This window comes from Streptomyces neyagawaensis (genome assembly GCF_023516595.1).
Lineage (GTDB): Bacteria > Actinomycetota > Actinomycetes > Streptomycetales > Streptomycetaceae > Streptomyces > Streptomyces neyagawaensis.
The window spans coordinates 1-19,003 of record NZ_JAMGBG010000003.1; the positions used below are offsets into that span (position 1 = coordinate 1).

Sequence of the window (19,003 nt, forward strand, 5' to 3'; positions counted from 1 at the left end):
CCCAGGCCGTTCTGCGTGATCTCCTCGCCGGTCACCGCCTTGACGACGTCCGGGCCGGTGATGAACATCTGCGAGGTCTCGCGGACCATGAACACGAAGTCCGTCAGGGCGGGGCTGTAGGCCGCGCCGCCCGCGCAGGGGCCGAGCATCACGCTGATCTGCGGGATGACACCGCTCGCCTTGGTGTTGCGCTGGAAGATGCCGCCGTAGCCGGCGAGGGCGGAGACGCCCTCCTGGATACGGGCGCCGGCGCCGTCGTTGAGGGAGACCAGCGGGGCACCGGCCGCGATGGCCATGTCCATGATCTTGTGGATCTTCGTGGCGTGGGCCTCACCCAGGGCGCCGCCGAAGATACGGAAGTCATGGGCGTAGACGAAGACCGTGCGGCCCTCCACCGTGCCCCAGCCGGTGATCACACCGTCGGTGTACGGCTTCTTGGCCTCCAGACCGAAGCCGGTGGCCCGGTGCCGGCGCAGCTGCTCGACCTCGTTGAAGGAGCCCGGGTCCAGCAGCAGCTCGATACGCTCCCGGGAGGTCAACTTCCCCCTGGCGTGCTGGCGTTCGGTGGCCTTCGGGTCCGTTCCGTCCCGGGCCTCCTCCTTGAGCAGCCGGAGTTCGTCCAGGCGTTCGCGCGCGGTGGGCGGCGAGGCCGTCCTGACGGCCGGGTCGGCGGCGGTTGTGTCGGTTGCGAGCATGGGTCTCTCACTCTCGTGTGGAACCGTGGTGGGCGACCACGCGGTCCGCGGCGTACGGCAGGACGCCCACCAGGGCGACGGCGAGGACGGACAGGGCGGCCGTCCGCTCTCCCGCGCCCGAGGCGACGACCGCGGCGACCACGGCCGGGACCAGGGCAGCCGCGAACTGAACGGCGGTCTGGTACAGGGCCGCGGCGGTCGCCCGCTCGGATGCCGCGATCCGCGACGTGGCCTGGATGTTGAGCGCCGCGAAAGCCAGCACGAACCCGGCGCCCATCAGGAGCAGCGACGGCAGTACGTCGGTGGTGTAGCGGACGGTCGTACCGGACGCCCGCACGGCGTACAGCAGACAGGCCGCCACCGGGCACAGCGCTCCCAGGGCGATCAGCCGAGCCGTGCCGAACCGCTTCACCAGCCGCTGCGTCAACAGCGTGGTGACGACCACCGGGGCGCTCGCTGGCAGGAAGGCCAGCGCCGTCTGCCAGGGGGACCAACCGTGCCGGGTCTGCAGGCGCACCGTGGCGAGCAACAGCAGCCCCAGGTAGGAGCCGTTGAGGGCCGCTGCGCCGAGCATCGAGCGGACGAGCATGGTGTTGGCGAGCACCTCGAAGCGGATCAGCGGCTGCCGCGCGAACCGTTCCGCGGTGACGAAGACCGCTGCGAGCAGCGCGGCGAGTGCGAAGGCGATGATCGTGGGCGGCGCGGACCAGCCGGCCCGGGGGACCGACATCACCCCGTACACCAGCGCCGACAGCGCTCCGGTGAAGGACGCGGCGCCGGTCGCGTCGAAGGACCGCCTCATCGACGGACCCGGCTCGTCTACGGGGACGAGCCGCAGTCCGAGGACGAGGAGGACGAGTACGGCGGGAGCGGGGAACAGGAAGGCCCACCGCCAGCCGATCCCGGTGAGCGCCCCGGACAACAGCAGTCCGGAGGTGAACCCGGCGGCGCCGAAGAACGCGTACACCGAGACCGCCCGATCGCGGTCCGGGCCCTCGCGGAACGCGGAACTGATGATCGCGAGCCCGGTCGGAGCGGTGAGCGCGGCACAGCAGCCCTTGACGAACCTCATGGCGATCAGCAGCCACGGCTCGCTCGTCAGGCCGGCCATCAGGGACGCGGCGGCGAAGACGAGGAGCGCGGCCAGATAGACCCGGCGGCGTCCCAGCGCCTCCACCACACGGGCACCGAACAGCAGCAGCCCGCCGAACCCCAGAGCGAACCCGCTGACCAGCCACTGCGATGCGACCAACGGCATCCCGAGGCCCGCGCCGACCGAGGGCAGCGCCACGATCACCACGGACACCTCGAGCGCGTCGATGAGCATGTTGCCCGCCAGCACGATCAGCAGGCCCCACTGCCCCGCACCCCACCGCCCGGCCGTCGGCCCGGCTTCGGGGGAACCCCACGCTCCCTCGGGAACACTCCTGGGTCTCGTCATCGGTGATCCGCCCCTCAGCCGAGCAGCGTTCCGCCGCTGGCGTCGATGAACGCGCCGGTGACCCAGCGTGCGTCGGGGGAGGCGAGGAAGGCCACGACGTCGGCGACGTCCCGCGGCTCCCCGACCCGGCCGAAAGCCGACAGCTGCGCCATCTGCTCGACCGCCTCCGGTATGTCGAAGACGGGACTGCCGTTGCGGGTGATGCCCGGCGCCACGCTGTTGATGGTGATGTTGCGCGGTGCGAGGTACTTGGCGAAGTGCAGGGCGAGTTGCTCCACCGCTCCCTTCGTCATCGCGTACGCGATCTCGTCGGGGTTGGCGAAGCGGGTGAGGCCGGAGGAGATGTTGACGATACGGCCCCCCTCGGTCAGGTTGGCCAGGGCCCGCTGGATGATGAAGAACGGCGCCCTGACATTGACGGCGAACAGCCGGTCGAACTTCTCCTGGGTGGTGTCCTCCACGGAGACTCCGCCCATCACCCCGGCGTTGTTGACGACGATGTCCAGATCGGTCGACCCGGTGCGCTCCTTCAACCCTTGTTCGAGGGCGAGGAACAACTCGTGGACGTCGCCGGGCACACCGAGTTCGGCCTGCACCACGAAGGCCCGGCCGCCGTCACTCTCGATCGACGTGACGACGTCCTCGGCCGCCTCCACGCCGGTGGAGCAGTGCACCGCGACGAGCGCCCCCTCCCGGGCCAGCCGTTCGGCGATCGCGCGGCCTATGCCCCGGCTCGATCCCGTGACCAGTGCCGTCTTGCCGGTGAGCCTGTTCATGTTGTGTCTCCGTTCGGCTGGGGGGTTTCGTGTGGTCCGTTCGACCGAGAGGTTTCGTGCGGCGTCGGCGTGGTCGAGCCGCGCCGGCTCTCCGAACCAGGTCCGCAGGGCCGCGACCAGTGGTTCCGGGCCGGGAGGTCCGGCCGAGGCGATCCAGACGACATGGCCGTCCGGGCGGACGAGCACGGCATCGGTGCCGGACAGCCCGACGGCCTCCGGTCCGGCCGCCAGGACGTCCACCCGGTCCGCCCAGGGCGCGGCGGCCCGGCGCAGCCGCAGGTGGTGTTCCGGGTCGCCGTAGGCGTCGATCAGCAGGCCCCGGCCGGAGCGCACGGGGTGACCGTGCGCCAGGCGGGCACCCAGCAGCGAAGGGCCGCCGGGGCCGGTGTCGTAGCGGATGTCCAGGCCGGATACCGCCCCGGCCAGCCGTTGCCGGACGGGTTCCAGGGCGATGATTTCGGCGAGGACGCTGCGGGCGGCCTCCACCTCCGGGCCGCCGAGCAGCAGCAGCGCCTGGGCGTTGATGTTCGCCAGGACCCGCCGGCCGACGGCGTGACGTTCGGCGTGGTAGCTGTCGAGGAGTCCGGCGGGCGCCCGGCCGCCGACCTGGAGGGCCAGCTTCCAGCCGAGGTTGACCGCGTCCTGGAGGCCGAGGTTGAGCGCCTGGCCTCCGATGGGCATCTGCTGATGGGCCGCGTCGCCCGCGAACAGCACGCGGCCGTGCCGGTACCGGGCCAGCTGGCGGGAGGCGTCGTCGAAGGAGTTGACCCACAGCGGTGTGCCGGGGGAGATGTCCTCGCCGGTGACGCGCCGCCAGGCGTCGCGGATGTCGGCGAACTCCGGGTCACGGGTGCGCTGTCCGGCGGCGCTGCCGAACTCGTGCACCATGACCCGGGTGACCCCCTGCGGATTGCGGGCCGCGATGGCCAGCCCCCGCTCCAGCCGCTGGAAGCGCCGGGCCGGGATGTCGATCCCGGCGACGTCCGCCCGGATCAGCTCCCGGCCCGCGTCCCGGCCGGGGAACTCCGCCCCGGTGAGCCGGCGGACCGTGCTGTGCCCGCCGTCGCAGCCGACGAGGTACTGCGCGCTGATCCGGACCGGCCCGGCGGGCCCCGACACCTCGGCCTCCACCCGGTCCTGATGAGGCGTCACCGAGGTGAGTGCGTGACCGCGTCGGAGACGGGCGCCGAGAGACAGGGCCCACTCCTGGAGGACCGCTTCCGTGCGGACCTGGGGGGCCTTCCACTGGCCGGGGTACGGGCCCGGCAGTGTCAGGTCCAGCGGGATGCCGCCGAAGTGGCCCATGACGTCGTTCGGCAGTTCCCCGAAGCCGTTCAGCAGCCCCCGGGAGGCGAAGATCTCCATGGTGCGGGCGTGCAGGGTCGACGCACGTGACTCGGTGGTCGGTTCGGCCCTGCTCTCCACCACGACGACGTCCACCCCGCCGAGCCGCAGTTCCCCGGCGAGCATCAGCCCCACGGGGCCCGCCCCCACCACGACGACCTGGGTGTCGATACGGGGCTGTACGTCCGCTGCGCCGGCCATGGTCAACCCTTGGCTTCGGCGTAGTCCTTGGCGTGGCCGAGCGTGGCCAGGCTGTTGGTGCTCAGCGCGCCCTGGACGTACTCGCGGGCCTCGGCGACGCCGGCCTCGGGGCCGAGGACGCGGGTGATGTTCTCCGGGTTGATCACCACGGTGTGTTGCGAGGACGCGGTGGTGACGACGGTGCCGTCGGCCTCCTCGTGCTCCACGAACGTCCAGTAGCCGGTGTGCAGGGACATGAGCGCGGGCAGGGTGATCTGCTTGTACGCGATCTTGTGGTGGGGGAAGGTCACCCGGATGGACTTCGTGGTGTGCGTGGAACCGTCCTTGGCCCGGGTGTCCATCTCCAGGGTCTGCAGCCCGTTGGTGTCCTCCTCGAACCGGACCTTGGCCACGTGCGGCAGTCGCTCGGCCCACAGCTGGGCCTCGTTGACGAAGTCGAAGACGTTCTTGGCGGAGCCGTTGATCCGGACGCTGTCCTCGAAGGACAGCAACAGCTCCCGGGACTGGGCGACGGCCCGTTCCACATTGCCCTTCAGAGCCGCCAGTTCGGAGCGGGAGTTGCGGTCGACGGCGTTGTCGATCCACTCCAGGCTCTTCGGGTCGTCGTCGACCGCGCGGTAGTCGTGCAGCAGACGGACCCGGGACTCGCTGTCCGAGAGCGTCTCGATGACCCAGGTGCCGCCCATCGTGGCCACCGGAGGGGTCGATATCGTCTGGCGGAAACCGATCCGCAGGGCCTCGGGGTCGAGGGTGCGGCGCGAGGTCCAGTTCTTGGGCTCGCCGTTGGCGGTGGCCCAGATCCGGATGACCTCCTCCTTCTCACCGCGTTCCACATGGTCCACGTGGATGGTCGGTGGGAAGATCCTCGGCCAATTCTCGACCTCGGCGATGAGCCGGTACACGTCGGCGGCCGGTGCCGCCACGACGATCTCGTGCTCGACCTCGCGAAGTGCGCTGGGGGGCATGTCTGTTCTCCTTTCCGGCGGGGGTCCCAAGGAGCCCGAGGGGCGGGTGCCGTACGGTCGGCGGTCAGAAGTTGCCGAGGCCGCCGCAGACGTTGAGGGCCTGCGAGGTGATGGAGGCAGCGGGGTCGGACACCAGGTAGCCGACGAGACCGGCGACCTCTTCCGGGGTGGAATAGCGGCCGAGCGGGATCTTCGCGGAGAACTTCTCCATGATCGCCTCCTCGGTGGTGTCGTAGGCCGCGGCATAGCCCTGCCGGACGCGCTGCGCCATCGGCGTCTCGACATAGCCCGGGCAGACCGCGTTGACGGTGATGCCGGTCGGCGCCAGCTCATTGCCCAGGGCCTTGGTGAAACCGACGACGCCGTGCTTGGAGGCCGAGTAGGGGGCGCCCAGGACGACGCCCTGCTTGCCGGCCGTCGAGGCGATGTTGATGATGCGCCCGCGCTTCTTCTGACGCATGCCGCCGGTGGTGAGGACTTCCTTGGTCATCCGGAACACGCTGTGGAGATTGGTGTCGATGACGTCCTGCCACAGTTCTTCGTCGATGTCGGCGGTGACCCCACCACCGGACCGGCCGGCGTTGTTGACCAGCACGTCGACGGTGCCGAAGCGTTCGACGGCGGCTTCGACGAACTGTCGCACCGCGTCCGTCGAACGGACGTCGAGGACGGCGCCGTCCACGTCGAGGCCTTCCTCGCACAGCTCCTTGACGGTGGCGGCGACGTTCTCGGCGTTCCGGGCGCCGATGAACACCCGATGGCCGGTCGAGGCCAGCAGCCGGGCCACGGCGAGCCCGATACCGCTGGTGGCACCGGAGACGAGCGCGACCTTCCGCGTCGTTTCGCTGTCGGTGTCCCGCTGTTCGGCGACAGGGGTGACGGTCATGTTCTTCCTCCGTGCTCGGTTCAGGCCGCGGCGGCGAGGTGGCTGTTGACCAGGTCGATGAGCGCGCGCGGCGTCGTCACGTCGGCCATCGCCGACTCGTCCAGCGAGATGTCGTACTCACGCTCGATGCGGCTGCTGGTCTCCAGCAGGGCGAGGGACTCGTAGCCCAGCTCCACGAACTCCATGTCGAGGATCTCGCCGTCGAGGTCGACGCCTTCGTCGGCGCCCGCGCCTTCGAGGAGGATCCGCTTGAGGTCGACGAGAGTGAACGGGGACATGTGTGTTTCCCTTCCGGTCATCGGGGTGTGCGAGGGGGGCGTGGCGCGTGTGGGGGCGCGCCCGGTCGGCGGCCCGTGCCGCCGGGCTGGTCAGACGGCCCGTACGACGAGCGCGGAGTTGAAACCGCCGTGGCCGCGGGCCAGTACCAGGGCGCTGCGCACGGGAAGACGGCGGGGCTCGCCGGTGACCAGGTCGAGGTCATGGTCGGCGGCGGGTTCGACGTTGCTGGTCGGCGGTATGACACCGTCCTGGACGGCCAGCAGCGCGGTCGCGACATCGAGGGCGGCGGCACCGGAGTAGAGCCGACCGGTCATGGTCTTCGGCGCGGTCACGGGCACCCCGCGCGGGCCGAAGACCGCGTTGATCGCCGCCGCCTCGGCGCGGTCCAGTTCCGGGACCGCCGCCGCGTCCGCGAACACCACGTCGATGTCCGACGGCCGTGCCCCGGCGTCCGCCAGAGCCAGCTCGATCGCCTTGCCCAGACCCGGCTCACGGCCGGTTTCCGGCCCGGCGTCGAAGGTCGCCGCATAGCCGGCGATCTCGCCGTACACGCGCGCTCCGCGCCGACGGGCCGCCGCCCCGTCCTCCACGATCAGGATGGCGCCGCCCTCGCCCGGCACATGTCCCCGGGCCTCCGCGTCGAACGGCACATAGGCCCGCGCGGGATCGTCGCTGGTGCTCAGACGGCCGCCGGCGAGCTGGGCCACCCAGCCCCAGGTGCAGATCGAGGCGTCGACACCGCCGGAGACGACGAGCGGGGTCCCCTTGCGGATCTGGCGCCTGGCCTGCGCGAGGGCGTCCAGTCCGCCGGCCTGGTCGCTCACGACCACTCCGCTGGGGCCCTTCATTCCGTTGCGGATCGAGATCTGGCCGCTGTTGACGGCGTAGAACCACGCGAACGACTGGTAGGCGCTGACGTACTCACTGCCCTGGGACCACAGTTTGCGCAGTTCGCCCTGACCGAACTCGAAGCCGCCGGAGGAACTGGCCGTCACCACACCCATGTCGAAAGCGGGCAGTTCACCCGGCTCGACCCCGGCGTCCCGCAGCGCCCAGTCCGCCGCCGCCAGCGCGAGCTGGGTCATCCGGTCGGTCTGCGGGATCAGACGGCCCGGGATGTGCTCCTGCGCGACGAAGCCGGGAATCTCACCCGCCAGCCGCGCCGGATAGGAACTCGGCTCGAAGCGGGTGATCGGGCCGATCCCGCTCCGGCCGACCAGCGTGGCCTTCCAGTACTCGTCCGTGCCCAGGCCGTTGGGCGCGGCCACCCCGAGGCCGGTCACCACGGCCGACGCGCTCATGCGACCCTCCGGTCGGGCCGGGCCAGCACCATCGCGCTCTGGAAACCGCCGAAGCCGCTGCCCACGGTGAGGACGGCGTCCGTGAGCTGGTCGCGCGCCTCCAGCGGGACGTAGTCCAGGTCGCACTCGGGGTCGGGGGTGTGCAGGTTGGCGGTGGGCGGCACCGTGTTGTTCTCCATGGCGAGGGCGGACGCGGCGATCTCGATGGCCCCGATCGCGCCGAGCGAGTGGCCGACCATCGACTTGATGGAGCTGACCGGGGTCCGATAGGCGTGGTCGCCGAGGCTTCGCTTGAACGCCGCCGTCTCATGACGGTCGTTCTGCTTGGTGCCCGAGCCATGGGCGTTGATGTAGTCGATCTGGTCACCGGGCATCCGCGCCTCGTCGAGCGCGACCCGGATCGCCTCGGCCATCTCCGCGCCGTCCGGCCGCAGACCGGTCATGTGGTACGCGTTGCTGCGGGTGGCGTACCCCGCGATCTCGGCGTACACATGGGCGCCGCGCGCGGCGGCACTCTCCAGCTCCTCCAGGACGAACACCGCCGCTCCCTCGCCCAGCACGAATCCGTTGCGGGTGCCGTCGAAGGGGCGGGAGGCCCGCTCCGGTTCGTCATGCCGGGGCGTGGTCGCCTTGATGGCGTCGAAGCACGCCATGGTGATCGGGGAGATCGGCGCGTCCGTCGCACCGGCGATCATGACGTCGACGGAACCCTCACGGATCAGCTCGACGGCGTGACCCACCGAGTCCAGACCCGAGGTGCAGCCCGTGGACACCACCGTGCTGGGACCCCGGGCACCGACCGTCCGCGCGACCTCGGCGGTGAAGGAACTGGGCACCAGGTACTCGTACAGATGGGGTACGGCGTACTCGTGGTCGACGAGTTCCAGCCGACCGCCGTCACTGACGATCCGGTACTCCTGGTCGAGGCCCGTCGTGGCGCCCACGGCGCTGCCGATGGTGACGCCGACACGAAAGGGATCGTAGGAGTCGAGCTCGATCCCGCTGTCCGCGACCGCACCGCGCGCCGCGACGACCGCGAACTGCGCGGCCCGGTCCATGCGCCGCACCTCCTGCGGGCGCAGTCCGTGCATCTCGGGATCGAAGTCGATCTCCGCCGCGACCCGGGAGCGGAACGGCGAAGGATCGAAGAAGGTGATCCGACGGGTCGCGGTCCGTCCCTCGCTCAACAGCTCCCAGAAGTTCTTGACACCGACACCGCCGGGAGCGAGGACCTCCATCCCGGTGATGACGACCCGTCGCCCGCTCACCTGGCCTCCCAGTGGTAGAAGCGGGTGGCCATGGCGTCGGCCGGGGAGCGCCAGGTCGCCGGGTCGTAGGCCTCGATGAAGGGCTTCAGGTCGTCGCTGATGGCGACGAACCGGGGGTCCGTCCTGGCCTCCTGGATGAGCCGGTCGCCGTTGTCCTCGGCGAAGTCCTGGAGGTGGAAGTAGAGGCCCCGGTACGAGAAGAGCTGGCGGCGTCGGGTGCCCATGCGATGGGGCATGTCCGTCGTGTCGAAGGCGTTGAACAGCTGTGCCACGTCAGCGCTGGAGTCCGGCGCCATCCGTGCGACGATCAGGGTACTGTGCATGCTTCTCTCGCTTTCCTCTGCTTTTCGTTCGTTTCCTGCGGTTTCCGGTACGGGACACCGGTTCGGGACACCGGTTCGGGACACCGGTTCGGGAGGACGACCTAGCCGGCGGGGCCGAACCAGCGGTCCAGGGCCATGGGCAGATCGCTGTGGCAGCCGGGCGCCGCCCACGCCACGTAGCCGTCGGGGCGGATCAGCACGGCGGTGGTGCCCGCGAGCTCACTGTCCTCGGCGAGGCCCTGCGGCTGCCCGGTCACGATGTCCACGCGGTCCCGCCACCCGGCGGCGCGGCGCCGAAGCTCCGGATTGTCGGCCAGGTCGAGCAGGACACCGCGCCCCGCGTGCAGCGCCTCCGTGCTGCTGCCGACGCTCCTGCCGGTGCCCTCGGACAGCTTCAGGTGCGGCATACGGCGACCGAGCAGCGGATGCCGTCCCCCGGCGACCGGGTACCGGATCTCCAGACCGCTGACCATCCCGGCGAGGTGCCGGCTCACCGGCAGATAGGTGATCAGCTCGGTGAACACATCGCGCAGCGGCTGCACTTCGGGCCCACTCAGGAAGAGCAGCCCCTGGGCCCGGGTGTTCATCAGCAACCGCCGGCCCACCGGGTGGCGCTCGTCGTGATAGGTGTCCAGCAGGGACTCGGGGGCCCGGCCCCGCACCACGGCGGCCAGCTTCCAGCCCAGGTTCACGGCGTCCTGGATGCTGGTGTTCATCCCCTGGCCGCCTGCCGGGAGGTGGATGTGCGCCGAGTCGCCGGCCAGGAAGACCCGGCCCTGCCGGTACTCGGTGACCTGGCGCGTCGCATCGCCGAACGAACTGACCCAGACCGGCTCACCGTGCGAGATGTCGTCGCCGGTGAGGCGCTTCCAGGCCGCCGCCACCTCGTCGTAGGAGGGCGGCGTCTCCCGCCGCTGCGGCGGCGTGCCCCGTTCGCACACGATCAGCCGGGTGATCCCACCGGGCAGCGGACCGACCATGACCATGCCGCCCGGCAACGTCTCACCGATCATGCGGGGCTCCAGGTCGAGCCCCTTCACATCGGCGAGGAACATCTCCAACGTGGCCGGTGTGCCCGGGAAGTCGAAGCCCACGGTCTTGCGCACGACACTGCGCCCGCCGTCACAGCCCACCAGATAACCGGCGGTCAACTGGTGTACGCCGTCCGGACCTTGGACCTCGACCTCCACCAGGTCACCGGTGTCCTTGAGGGACAGCAGCTCGTGCCGGCGCCGGATGTCCGCGCCCAGTTCCTCGGCCCAGTTCTCCAGAACCGTCTCCGTGTGGGACTGCGGCACGGTCTTGGCGGCCTGGTGAGCGCCGTCGAGCACGGCGAAGTCGACGGGCAGACCGCCGAAGTGGCCCTGGTTGCTGATCTCGATGTCACCGAACCGCGAGAGCAGCCCCCGCTGGTCGAAGACCTCCATGGTGCGCGCCGTGAACCCCAGGCCCCTGGACTCACCCGTCCGTGCGGCCAGGCGCTCGATGACGACGACGTCGACACCCGCCAGTCGTAGCTCCCCGGCGAGCATCAACCCGGCCGGCCCCGCTCCGACGACAATTACTTCGGCGTCCATATGTTCTCCTCGGTCGACCACGGTCAGAATTCAGGGGATTTCTGGCGCACATGTCGGCAAGCAGCCCAGCGGATCAGAACTGTGGCCCGGATGGTCTGCGGCCCGGACGGTCTGCGGCCCGGACGGTTCGTCAGTCCTTGATCTCGCAGATGACCGCGCCCTGGGCCACGGCGGCCCCGACCTCGATTCCGAGGTCCTTGACCGTGCCCGCTTTGTGCGCGTTCAGGGGCTGTTCCATCTTCATGGCTTCGAGGACGACGACCAGGTCGCCTTCCTCGACGTCCTGGCCTTCCTCGACGGCGACCTTGACGATGGTGCCCTGCATGGGAGAGGCGAGGGTGTCGCCGGAGGCGACGGGGCCGGACTTCTTCGCGGCACGGCGTGCGGGCTTGGCGCCGGCGGCCAGGCCGGTGCGGGCGAGGGTCATGCCGAGGGAGGCGGGGAGGGAGACCTCCAGGCGTTTGCCGCCGACCTCGACGACGACGGTTTCGCGGCCGGCCTCGTCCTTGGCCGCGGGGGTGTCGGCGGGGGCGGTGAAGGGTTTGATGTCGTTGGCGAAGTCGGTTTCGATCCAGCGGGTGTGGACGGTGAACGGGTCGGTCGAGCCGGTGAGTTCGGGGGCGAAGGCCGGGTCGGTGACGACCGTACGGTGGAAGGGGATGGCGGTGGCCATGCCTTCGACGGTGAACTCGCTCAGGGCGCGGGCTGCGCGCTGGAGGGCCTGTTGGCGGGTGGCGCCGGTGACGATCAGCTTGGCGAGCAGAGAGTCCCAGGCGGGGCCGATGACGCTGCCGGATTCGACGCCGGCGTCGAGGCGGACGCCGGGACCGGTGGGCGGGGTGAAGGTGGTGACGGCGCCGGGGGCAGGGAGGAAGTCGCGGCCGGGGTCTTCACCGTTGATGCGGAACTCGAAGGAGTGGCCGCGCAGGGGCGGGTCGTCGTAGCCGAGTTCTTCGCCGTCGGCGATGCGGAACATCTCCCGTACCAGGTCGATGCCGGTGACTTCCTCGGTGACCGGGTGTTCGACCTGGAGGCGGGTGTTGACCTCCAGGAAGGAGATGGTGCCGTCGTTGCCGACGAGGAACTCCACGGTGCCGGCACCGATGTAGCCCGCTTCCTTGAGGATGGCCTTGGAGGCGCGGTACAGCTCGGCGTTCTGTTCGTCGGTGAGGAAGGGGGCGGGGGCTTCTTCGACGAGTTTCTGGTGGCGGCGTTGCAGGGAGCAGTCGCGGGTGGAGACGACGACCACGTTGCCGTGGCGGTCGGCCAGGCACTGGGTTTCGACGTGGCGGGGCTTGTCGAGGTAGCGCTCGACGAAGCACTCGCCGCGGCCGAAGGCGGCGACGGCCTCCCGGACGGCGGAGTCGTACAGCTCGGGGACTTCTTCGAGGGTGTGGGCGACCTTCAGGCCGCGTCCGCCGCCGCCGAAGGCGGCCTTGATGGCAATGGGCAGACCGTGCTGCTCGGCGAAGGCGACGACCTCGTCGGCTCCGGAGACCGGGTCGGAGGTGCCGGCGACGAGGGGTGCGCCCGCACGTTGGGCGATGTGACGGGCCGCCACTTTGTCGCCGAGGTCGCGGATGGCCTGCGGGGGCGGGCCGATCCAGATCAGGCCCGCGTCCAGGACCGCCTGCGCGAAGTCCGCGTTCTCCGAGAGGAAGCCGTAGCCCGGGTGCACTCCGTCCGCGCCACACTCACGGGCCGCACCCAGCACCTTCTCGATGTCGAGGTAGCTCGTGGCCGGAGCGTCGCCGCCCAGGGCGAACGCCTCGTCCGCGAAGCGGACATGCGGCGCGTCCCGGTCCGGGTCGGCATAGACGGCCACGCTCGCGATACCGGCATCCCGGCACGCACGCGCCACACGGACGGCTATTTCGCCACGATTGGAGATCAGGGCCTTTTCTGGCATGGAAACACCACCTCAAAAGGACCACTCTCTTCCGGAGTGTCGAGGAAGGAGAATCGGTGAGTGGTGTAAATCCTCTTCGTTTCCGCGTGGGCAGGTCAAGGCGGGAAATAAAGAGGTCCGTGATGAATCATCAGAAGAATGTCAAGGCGTCCACATGAATGACGGGCAACGTCAAAGGAATGTCAATCGCCACGCTGAAACCCCCGCAGGGTTTCAGCGTATACCGAGGCGATGGGCGCCCGGCCCCTTCTCGCCGAGTACGTCATAGGGGTTGGCCAACTGGCACCGCTCCAGGGTGAGGCAGCCGCAGCCGATGCAGTCGGTCAGGGCGTCCCGGAGGGCGATCAACTGCTCGATGCGCCGGGTCAGGTCCTCGTACCAGTGCTCCGAGACGCGGGCCCAGTCCTCCGGAGTCGGAGTACGGCCTTCGGGCAGCAGGTCGAGGACCTCGCGGATCGCCGCGAGCGGTATGCCGAGGCGCTGGGACACCCGGATGAAGGAGACCCGCCGGAGTGTGTCCCGCGCATAACGGCGCTGGTTCCCGGAGGTGCGCGCGCTGCGGACCAGTCCCTGCCGCTCGTAGAAGCGCAACGTGGACGTGGGCACACCGGCGCGCCGCGCGAACTGACTGATGGTCATGTGCGGCGCGGGCCGCGGATCGCTCATGCGCCGGAGTCCACGGAGGGGCTGATGGGACCAGGGGCCCCATGGCCCGCCCCCGAGTCGGAGCGGACGGCGTCCTCCCAGGCCTGCTGGAGCAGCGCGGTCATCTCGTCCGGGCTCTGCGGCCCGAAGACCGCGTAGGTCTCCTGAACGACGTAGCTGGGTACCCCGCGAAGGCCGAGCCGCCGAGCCAGCTGCTGGTCCTGGCGGACGGAATCGGCGTACCGGCCGCTCCTGAGCGCCTCCGCGGCCTCCTCCTGGTCGAGCCCCACTTCGCCCGCGAGGCGGACCAGCGTGTCGCTGTCGGAGAGCACGGCCCCCTCGCCGGTATAGGCCGCCATCAGCCGGCCCAGCATGAGGTCGGCGCGACCGTGGCCTGCGGCGAAATGCGTCAGGCGGTGCGCGTCGAAGGAGTTGACCACGCGGATCGCGTCGATCCGGTACTCCAGGTCCAGATCCGCGGCGATCGAGGCGACCTGCCCGAGCACCTTGGCCGCGTGCGCCTTGCTGGTGCCCATGTCGCGGGCCGACCTCTCCAGCAGGGGCTGGGCGCTGTCGCGCGGTGTACCCGGGTCGAGTTCGAAGCTGTGATACCGCACCGTCACCGCGTCCCGATGGTCGAACTGCGCCAGAGCGGTGTCGAACTGGGCTTTGCCGATCGGACACCAGAGGCAGACGATGTCGGACCAGATGTCCACGGTGATCTCTGTCATGGCGTCAAGCCTAGGTACATGGGCTTACTGGAAGTGAGCCCATACCTCTGGGTAAGCTCAGTACATGAAGGTCCGTGACGAGCTCACACGCCATCAGTCGGCCGGGGAAAGTGACGCGTTCCATACGGACTGTCCTGGACGACATGTCCTCAACCACGTCACCAGCCGCTGGGGTGTGCTGATCCTCAGCGCGTTGCGCGAAGGCGACCTGCGGTTCTACGAGCTACGGGACCGGATCGGCGGGATCAGCGAGAAGATGCTGTCCCAGAACCTCCGCGTCCTGTGCCGGGACGGACTGGTCAGCCGGGAGGTCGTGCCCGATTCGCCGCCCCGGGTCTCGTACGGCCTGACCCCGCTCGGCAGCGGACTCGCCCAGCGCACACACGCCCTCGTCGAGTGGATCACCCTGCACACTCACGACATCGTCGACGCCCAGACGGCGTACGACGCGGCGGCCGGCACCTCGCATAAGTGAAGTGCGGTCAGCCGGCTCTACCGTCTTGATCGGGCCATTCGCGGGGTGGGGTCGCCCGGGGGTGCTGGGTGGGGCTGTCAGTCGGCTGCCGCCTCGTGGCCTGCGTAGCTTCGCCGCCCGGCACCCCACGACGGCCCGGCCGCCGATCAGGTCGCCATCAGGCCAGGATGCGCCGCGATCCGCGGCCCGTCCGCCCCGGCGACGAAGCCGCCGTCGAACTCAAGCTGCTGACGGGCTACCGGACATCGGCCGCTAGGAAGCGATGTCCCGCGAGTACCGGCAGGAGATCACGCACGGCTCGGCGAGCGCGTGGTCCTTCGCGTCCGCCAGCCCGCCCGGGATGCTGGGGTGGTTCATGTAGGCGTGGAAGGCGTCCTCGTCCACCCATGCGGGGTTGTTGAGGAACTCCGTGCCGTCGAGGCTGACATACGGGGTGGCGGACACGAAGCCGGGAATCGTGTGCTTCCATTCCCCTGTCCTGAGCAGGACGTCATGGATCTTCATGGCCGTCTCGCGGTCCTGGACCGGTCGCGTCGCCACCACGCTGTACCCCGCTTCCTTGTCGGCGTCCGGGCCGGTGAACCCCGCGACCTGCGTACCGACGAAAGCGGCCCGATCGGTGATCGTGGCCTTGGCGAGACACTCGGTGAAGGTGTTGCCCCGCGCTGCCACCGCGGCCGAGTACGCCTTGAAGTCCTGCTCTCGCTCCCAGCGGACCCGTGTGACGATCGTGTCCTCCGCCACACTGAGGTGGACGCGTGCGCCGAGGAACCCGGGCGCCTCGCGGTACTCGCGTTCCACCGTCTCCTTGAACGCGTCCACCAACTCGACGGCGCCCCCGTCACCCGCCACCTTGATGCTGTCAAAGACGAAGATCCCCGGCTCCGGCTCCGTCAATACCATCTGGGACATTCTGAACTCCTTCGGCTCTCGGCCTTCATGCTTCATGTTTTCCTACGCCACCTGTGCGGCTCGACGCCAGTGTGCACGGGCGGACGCCTGGAACGACACCGGGCCCCACCGCAGTTGACATTTCTCTGAAGAAGACTTACGAGCATCTGGAATTGAAGCCTTGACTGCTTCCCGGCATGACGAAGAAGCTTTCATCCGGGTCCATTCGCCGCCCCAGGGTCCATTCGCCGCACTCGCGTGCACTCGCTCCCCGCGGACCGTCCCACCGCCGAATTCGGAAATTCGTCTTCTCTCCAGTGCTCGAGAGGAACCGCCCCATGACCGCCCAGCGCACGTTCTTGATCACCGCGGCCACCGGCAACGTGGGTCCGCACGCCGCCGCCCAGTTGCTCGCGACGGGCGCCACGGTCCGAGCCCTGGTACTGAAGGACGACCCCAACATCGCCAAGCTTCCCGAGGGCGTCGAACTGCACTATGGCGACCTGGCCGACCCCGACAGCCTCGACCCCGCTCTCGACGGTGTCCACGGTGTCTTCTGGATGTGGCCGTTCTTCACCCTCAGCGTGGAGACCGCGCCCGCCGTGCTGACGAAGATCGAACGTCAGGCCGAAAGGATCGTGCTGGTCTCGTCGGTCGGCGTGCACATAGGGCTGGAGCGACGGGACAACAACTGCCACGCCTACCTGGAAGAGCTGATCGAGCGGACAAGTCTGGACTGGACGTTTCTACGCACCACGGGGTTCATGGCGAACGCGTTCGGCTTCGCCGGTCAGATCAAGGGCGGCGGGACCGTGCACTTCCCGCACGGCGCGGCCGCCCGGACGTCGGTGCACGAGGGGGACCTGGCGGCCGTGGGGGTGCACGCGCTCACCGAGGACGGGCACGCCGGCAAGAAGTACCTGGTGACGGGGCCGGAGGTGCTCACCCAGGAGGAACAGGTCCACATCATCGGCGATGTGATCGGCCGTCAACTCGGTTGGCGGGACGTCCAGGCACAGGCCGCGCGGAAGGAGATGGTGAAGTCCGGCTGGCCCCCCGCGTACGCGGACGGGGCGCTGGACTACTTCGCCATGCTCACCACGCAGCCGGAAGTGGGATCCACTGTCGTGGCGGATGTCACCGGCCGGCCCGCGCGGACCTTCCGGGAATGGGTGGAGGAGCACGCCGATGCCTTCCGGGCCGAGGACGCGAAGGCCCCCGCGGGCGCCGAGGACGAGGACGCCCTGGCTCTGCTGTGGGAGCGGGTCTACGACCCCCTCACCACGGAGATTCTGGCGAGCCTGCCGATCGGGCGGGGCTGGCGCTGCCTGGAGGTGGGGGCGGGGGCGGGCTCCATGTCGTACTGGCTGGCCGCACAGGCCGACCAGGGCTCGGTGATCGCCCTCGACACCGACATCCGCCGGTTGGACGAGCGGCGCGCGCCGAACCTGACGGTGGTGCGCCAGGACGTCGCGGAGGCCGAGGTCGAGCCGGACTCGCTCGACCTCATCCTGGCCCGGGCCGTGTTCGAGCACCTGCCCAAGGCCGAGGAGACGTTCGAGCGGGTGGTGCGCTGGCTGGCGCCGGGTGGCTGGATCCTGCTGGAGGACTTCTACTTCCTGCCCAGCGAGCATGCCGTCAGTCCTGCCGCACGGGCGTTGATCGGCGCGTACTTCGCCGGCTGGAAGGCCGTGGGCGCGGACATGCACTGGGGCCGCAGGCTGCCGTCGACGTTCGCCAGGGCGGGACTGACCTCGGTCTCGATGCGGGTGACCCCGTTGGGTCCGGGACAGGACGAACTGGACAGCGAACTGATCCGGTTGCGGATGAAGCTCCAGGGCCCCGCGATGATCGAGCGGGGAGTGGTGAGCGCCGAGAACCTCGAGGCGTTCGTGGCGGGCCTCGACGACCCGCGGGACCGTGACGTCACCATGCTGCGATTCTGCGTCTGGGGTCAGAAGCCCGAGTTGTAGGACCCTCGGCGCACCGACTTCCGGCGGGGGCACGGTGAGTCCGTCCCCGACCACCGCACACGTATGAGGAGAGTGCCGACTTGTTCGTCGTCCAGGTGAACCGATTCGGGCCGCCCGAGGTTCTGACGCCGACGCAGGCGCCCGACCCTGTGGCCGGTGAGGGACAGGCGGTGATCGACGTCACGGTCGCCGACATCCTCTTCATCGAGACCCAGGTCAGGAACGGCTGGGGCCGGGAGTTCTTCTCGGTGGAGCCGCCCTACGTACCGGGCGACGGCGTGGCCGGGCATGTGCGTGCGGTCGGCCCGGGCGTCGACCCCGGGTGGGTGGGCCGGCGGGTGGCCGCCCACGCCGGTGGTTACGGAGGCTACGCCGAGCAGGTCGTCGTACCGGTCGAGGCGCTGATCCCCGTCCCGGACGGGCTGGAGCTGCCGCGGGCCGCCGCGCTCCTCAACGACGGCACGACCGCGCTGACGGTTTTCGAGGCCGCCGAGGTCACCAAGGACGACCAGGTCCTGATCACGGCGGCGGCCGGAGGGCTCGGCAGCCTGCTGGTCCAGCTGTCGCACGCGGCCGGCGCCCGCACCATCGCCGCGGCGCGCGGCGAGCGCAAACTGGCCACCGCCCATGAGCGCGGTGCCGATGTCCTCGCCGACTACTCCTACCCCGACTGGACCACACGGGTTCGGGAGGCGACAGGCGGACGGGGCGTCGATGTCGTCTTCGACGGCGTGGGCGGGGCGGTCGGCCGAGCCGCCTTCGAACTCACGGCGCCGGGCGCCCGGTTCTCCGCGCATGGCGCGCCCAGCGGTTCCTTCACCGCTGTCGACCCGCGGGCCGCACAGGATCGGGGTGTGCGGCTACGCGGCATCCAGGATGTGCAACGTTCCGCCGAGGACCGGCGGCGGCTGGCGACGCGGGCTGTCGAAGCGGCAGCCCGCGGCGAGTTGCGGCCACTCATCGGCCGGACCTTCCCGCTGGCACAGGCCGCCGCGGCGCACCGGGCACTGGAGGCCCGAGAGGTGATCGGTAAGGCCCTGCTCCTGCTGCCCTGATCCACGCGACCGCCCGGCACACCGACGACTTCACCCATCACGGCTCGTCTCATGGGTGGGCGGCACACCGGTCTGCCTCGCGCACGCGGCGCTGCTCGGCACGGCCATGGCCGACGGCGGCCTCCTCGGCCCCGACGGCCTGGTCCTCTTGGACCGCATCCCGGACGCCACAGAAAGCGCGCTGACCTCGTAGCGCTGGGCCCCGGCGGGAGCCGGCAGAGCCGCTGGAGAAGCGGCTGGGCAAGGGCAAGGTCGGGCGGCCGTCATT

General features: G+C 70.1%; 18 protein-coding genes. 4 read left to right on the plus strand and 14 right to left on the minus strand.

Features of this window, described 5'->3' with window-relative positions; all coding sequences use genetic code 11:
• From M8J73_RS02470 to M8J73_RS02530, 13 genes are all read right to left on the minus strand, one after another.
• A partial coding sequence (locus tag M8J73_RS02470) for a carboxyl transferase domain-containing protein (RefSeq protein WP_283946245.1) occupies window positions 1-695 on the minus strand: 695 nt, incomplete at its 3' end.
• A gap of 7 nt (window positions 696-702) precedes the next feature.
• Complete coding sequence (locus tag M8J73_RS02475; RefSeq protein ID WP_079054695.1) at window positions 703-2,136, minus strand: MFS transporter; 1,434 nt, start codon at window positions 2,134-2,136, stop codon at window positions 703-705.
• 14 nt (window positions 2,137-2,150) lie between these two features.
• The gene (locus M8J73_RS02480; RefSeq protein ID WP_055537418.1) at window positions 2,151-4,457 is read right to left on the minus strand and encodes an SDR family oxidoreductase; all 2,307 of its coding nucleotides are present in this window, start codon (window positions 4,455-4,457) and stop codon (window positions 2,151-2,153) included.
• A gap of 2 nt (window positions 4,458-4,459) precedes the next feature.
• Window positions 4,460-5,422, minus strand: a complete 963-nt coding sequence (locus M8J73_RS02485; protein WP_055537419.1) for an aromatase/cyclase — start codon at window positions 5,420-5,422, stop codon at window positions 4,460-4,462.
• Window positions 5,423-5,486: 64 nt separating this feature from the next.
• Window positions 5,487-6,308, minus strand: a complete 822-nt coding sequence (fabG, locus tag M8J73_RS02490; RefSeq protein ID WP_055537420.1) for a 3-oxoacyl-ACP reductase FabG — start codon at window positions 6,306-6,308, stop codon at window positions 5,487-5,489.
• Between the two features lie 20 nt (window positions 6,309-6,328).
• A complete protein-coding gene (locus M8J73_RS02495) occupies window positions 6,329-6,586 on the minus strand; it encodes an acyl carrier protein (RefSeq protein WP_055537421.1) in 258 nt (85 codons plus the stop codon).
• Between the two features lie 90 nt (window positions 6,587-6,676).
• Window positions 6,677-7,888, minus strand: a complete 1,212-nt coding sequence (locus M8J73_RS02500) for a ketosynthase chain-length factor (protein WP_055537422.1) — start codon at window positions 7,886-7,888, stop codon at window positions 6,677-6,679.
• On the minus strand, window positions 7,885-9,156 hold the full coding sequence (locus tag M8J73_RS02505; RefSeq protein ID WP_055537423.1) for a beta-ketoacyl-[acyl-carrier-protein] synthase family protein: 1,272 nt from the start codon (window positions 9,154-9,156) through the stop codon (window positions 7,885-7,887). The genes M8J73_RS02500 and M8J73_RS02505 overlap by 4 nt, the downstream gene beginning before the upstream one ends.
• Window positions 9,153-9,479, minus strand: a complete 327-nt coding sequence (locus tag M8J73_RS02510) for a TcmI family type II polyketide cyclase (protein WP_055537424.1) — start codon at window positions 9,477-9,479, stop codon at window positions 9,153-9,155. The genes M8J73_RS02505 and M8J73_RS02510 overlap by 4 nt, the downstream gene beginning before the upstream one ends.
• A gap of 101 nt (window positions 9,480-9,580) precedes the next feature.
• On the minus strand, window positions 9,581-11,056 hold the full coding sequence (locus tag M8J73_RS02515; protein ID WP_055537425.1) for an FAD-dependent monooxygenase: 1,476 nt from the start codon (window positions 11,054-11,056) through the stop codon (window positions 9,581-9,583).
• Between the two features lie 130 nt (window positions 11,057-11,186).
• Complete coding sequence (locus tag M8J73_RS02520) at window positions 11,187-12,965, minus strand: acetyl/propionyl/methylcrotonyl-CoA carboxylase subunit alpha (protein ID WP_055537426.1); 1,779 nt, start codon at window positions 12,963-12,965, stop codon at window positions 11,187-11,189.
• Window positions 12,966-13,178: 213 nt separating this feature from the next.
• Complete coding sequence (gene soxR, locus M8J73_RS02525; RefSeq protein WP_055537427.1) at window positions 13,179-13,631, minus strand: redox-sensitive transcriptional activator SoxR; 453 nt, start codon at window positions 13,629-13,631, stop codon at window positions 13,179-13,181.
• On the minus strand, window positions 13,628-14,341 hold the full coding sequence (locus M8J73_RS02530) for a DsbA family oxidoreductase (RefSeq protein WP_055537428.1): 714 nt from the start codon (window positions 14,339-14,341) through the stop codon (window positions 13,628-13,630). Before M8J73_RS02530 ends, soxR begins: the two co-directional genes overlap by 4 nt.
• 64 nt (window positions 14,342-14,405) lie before the next feature.
• Between M8J73_RS02530 and M8J73_RS02535 the strand changes: the two genes are divergently transcribed.
• Complete coding sequence (locus M8J73_RS02535; protein ID WP_055537429.1) at window positions 14,406-14,816, plus strand: winged helix-turn-helix transcriptional regulator; 411 nt, start codon at window positions 14,406-14,408, stop codon at window positions 14,814-14,816.
• 252 nt (window positions 14,817-15,068) lie between these two features.
• Here the strand turns inward: M8J73_RS02535 and M8J73_RS02540 are convergent, their stop codons facing one another.
• A complete protein-coding gene (locus M8J73_RS02540; RefSeq protein ID WP_055543314.1) occupies window positions 15,069-15,728 on the minus strand; it encodes an antibiotic biosynthesis monooxygenase family protein in 660 nt (219 codons plus the stop codon).
• A 317-nt stretch (window positions 15,729-16,045) separates the two neighbouring features.
• Here M8J73_RS02540 and M8J73_RS02545 point away from each other — a divergent pair, with 317 nt between their 5' ends.
• The 3 genes from M8J73_RS02545 (at window position 16,046) to M8J73_RS02555 (ending at window position 18,928) form a co-directional block, all read left to right on the plus strand.
• Window positions 16,046-17,680 carry an NAD(P)H-binding protein gene (locus tag M8J73_RS02545; RefSeq protein WP_249828169.1) on the plus strand — a complete coding sequence of 545 codons (1,635 nt, stop codon included), beginning with the start codon at window positions 16,046-16,048 and terminating at the stop codon, window positions 17,678-17,680.
• 80 nt (window positions 17,681-17,760) lie between these two features.
• Window positions 17,761-18,735: a zinc-binding dehydrogenase gene (locus tag M8J73_RS02550; protein WP_249828170.1), complete on the plus strand. Its 975-nt coding sequence runs from the start codon at window positions 17,761-17,763 to the stop codon at window positions 18,733-18,735.
• Window positions 18,736-18,790: 55 nt separating this feature from the next.
• On the plus strand, window positions 18,791-18,928 hold the full coding sequence (locus M8J73_RS02555) for a hypothetical protein (protein WP_157873457.1): 138 nt from the start codon (window positions 18,791-18,793) through the stop codon (window positions 18,926-18,928).
• Window positions 18,929-19,003 lie beyond the last annotated feature (75 nt).

Excerpts from the sequence above, each read along its gene's own strand:
- M8J73_RS02530 (WP_055537428.1), bottom strand. The coding sequence starts at position 14,341 with ATGACAGAGATCACCGTGGACATCTGGTCCGACATCGTCTGCCTCTGG.
- M8J73_RS02515 (WP_055537425.1), bottom strand. The coding sequence starts at position 11,056 with ATGGACGCCGAAGTAATTGTCGTCGGAGCGGGGCCGGCCGGGTTGATG.
- fabG (WP_055537420.1), bottom strand. The coding sequence starts at position 6,308 with ATGACCGTCACCCCTGTCGCCGAACAGCGGGACACCGACAGCGAAACG.
- M8J73_RS02535 (WP_055537429.1), top strand. The coding sequence starts at position 14,406 with ATGAAGGTCCGTGACGAGCTCACACGCCATCAGTCGGCCGGGGAAAGT.
- soxR (WP_055537427.1), bottom strand. The coding sequence starts at position 13,631 with ATGAGCGATCCGCGGCCCGCGCCGCACATGACCATCAGTCAGTTCGCG.
- M8J73_RS02520 (WP_055537426.1), bottom strand. The coding sequence starts at position 12,965 with ATGCCAGAAAAGGCCCTGATCTCCAATCGTGGCGAAATAGCCGTCCGT.
- M8J73_RS02495 (WP_055537421.1), bottom strand. The coding sequence starts at position 6,586 with ATGTCCCCGTTCACTCTCGTCGACCTCAAGCGGATCCTCCTCGAAGGC.
- M8J73_RS02485 (WP_055537419.1), bottom strand. The coding sequence starts at position 5,422 with ATGCCCCCCAGCGCACTTCGCGAGGTCGAGCACGAGATCGTCGTGGCG.
- M8J73_RS02545 (WP_249828169.1), top strand. The coding sequence starts at position 16,046 with ATGACCGCCCAGCGCACGTTCTTGATCACCGCGGCCACCGGCAACGTG.
- M8J73_RS02480 (WP_055537418.1), bottom strand. The coding sequence starts at position 4,457 with ATGGCCGGCGCAGCGGACGTACAGCCCCGTATCGACACCCAGGTCGTC.
- M8J73_RS02475 (WP_079054695.1), bottom strand. The coding sequence starts at position 2,136 with ATGACGAGACCCAGGAGTGTTCCCGAGGGAGCGTGGGGTTCCCCCGAA.
- M8J73_RS02540 (WP_055543314.1), bottom strand. The coding sequence starts at position 15,728 with ATGTCCCAGATGGTATTGACGGAGCCGGAGCCGGGGATCTTCGTCTTT.
- M8J73_RS02500 (WP_055537422.1), bottom strand. The coding sequence starts at position 7,888 with ATGAGCGCGTCGGCCGTGGTGACCGGCCTCGGGGTGGCCGCGCCCAAC.
- M8J73_RS02510 (WP_055537424.1), bottom strand. The coding sequence starts at position 9,479 with ATGCACAGTACCCTGATCGTCGCACGGATGGCGCCGGACTCCAGCGCT.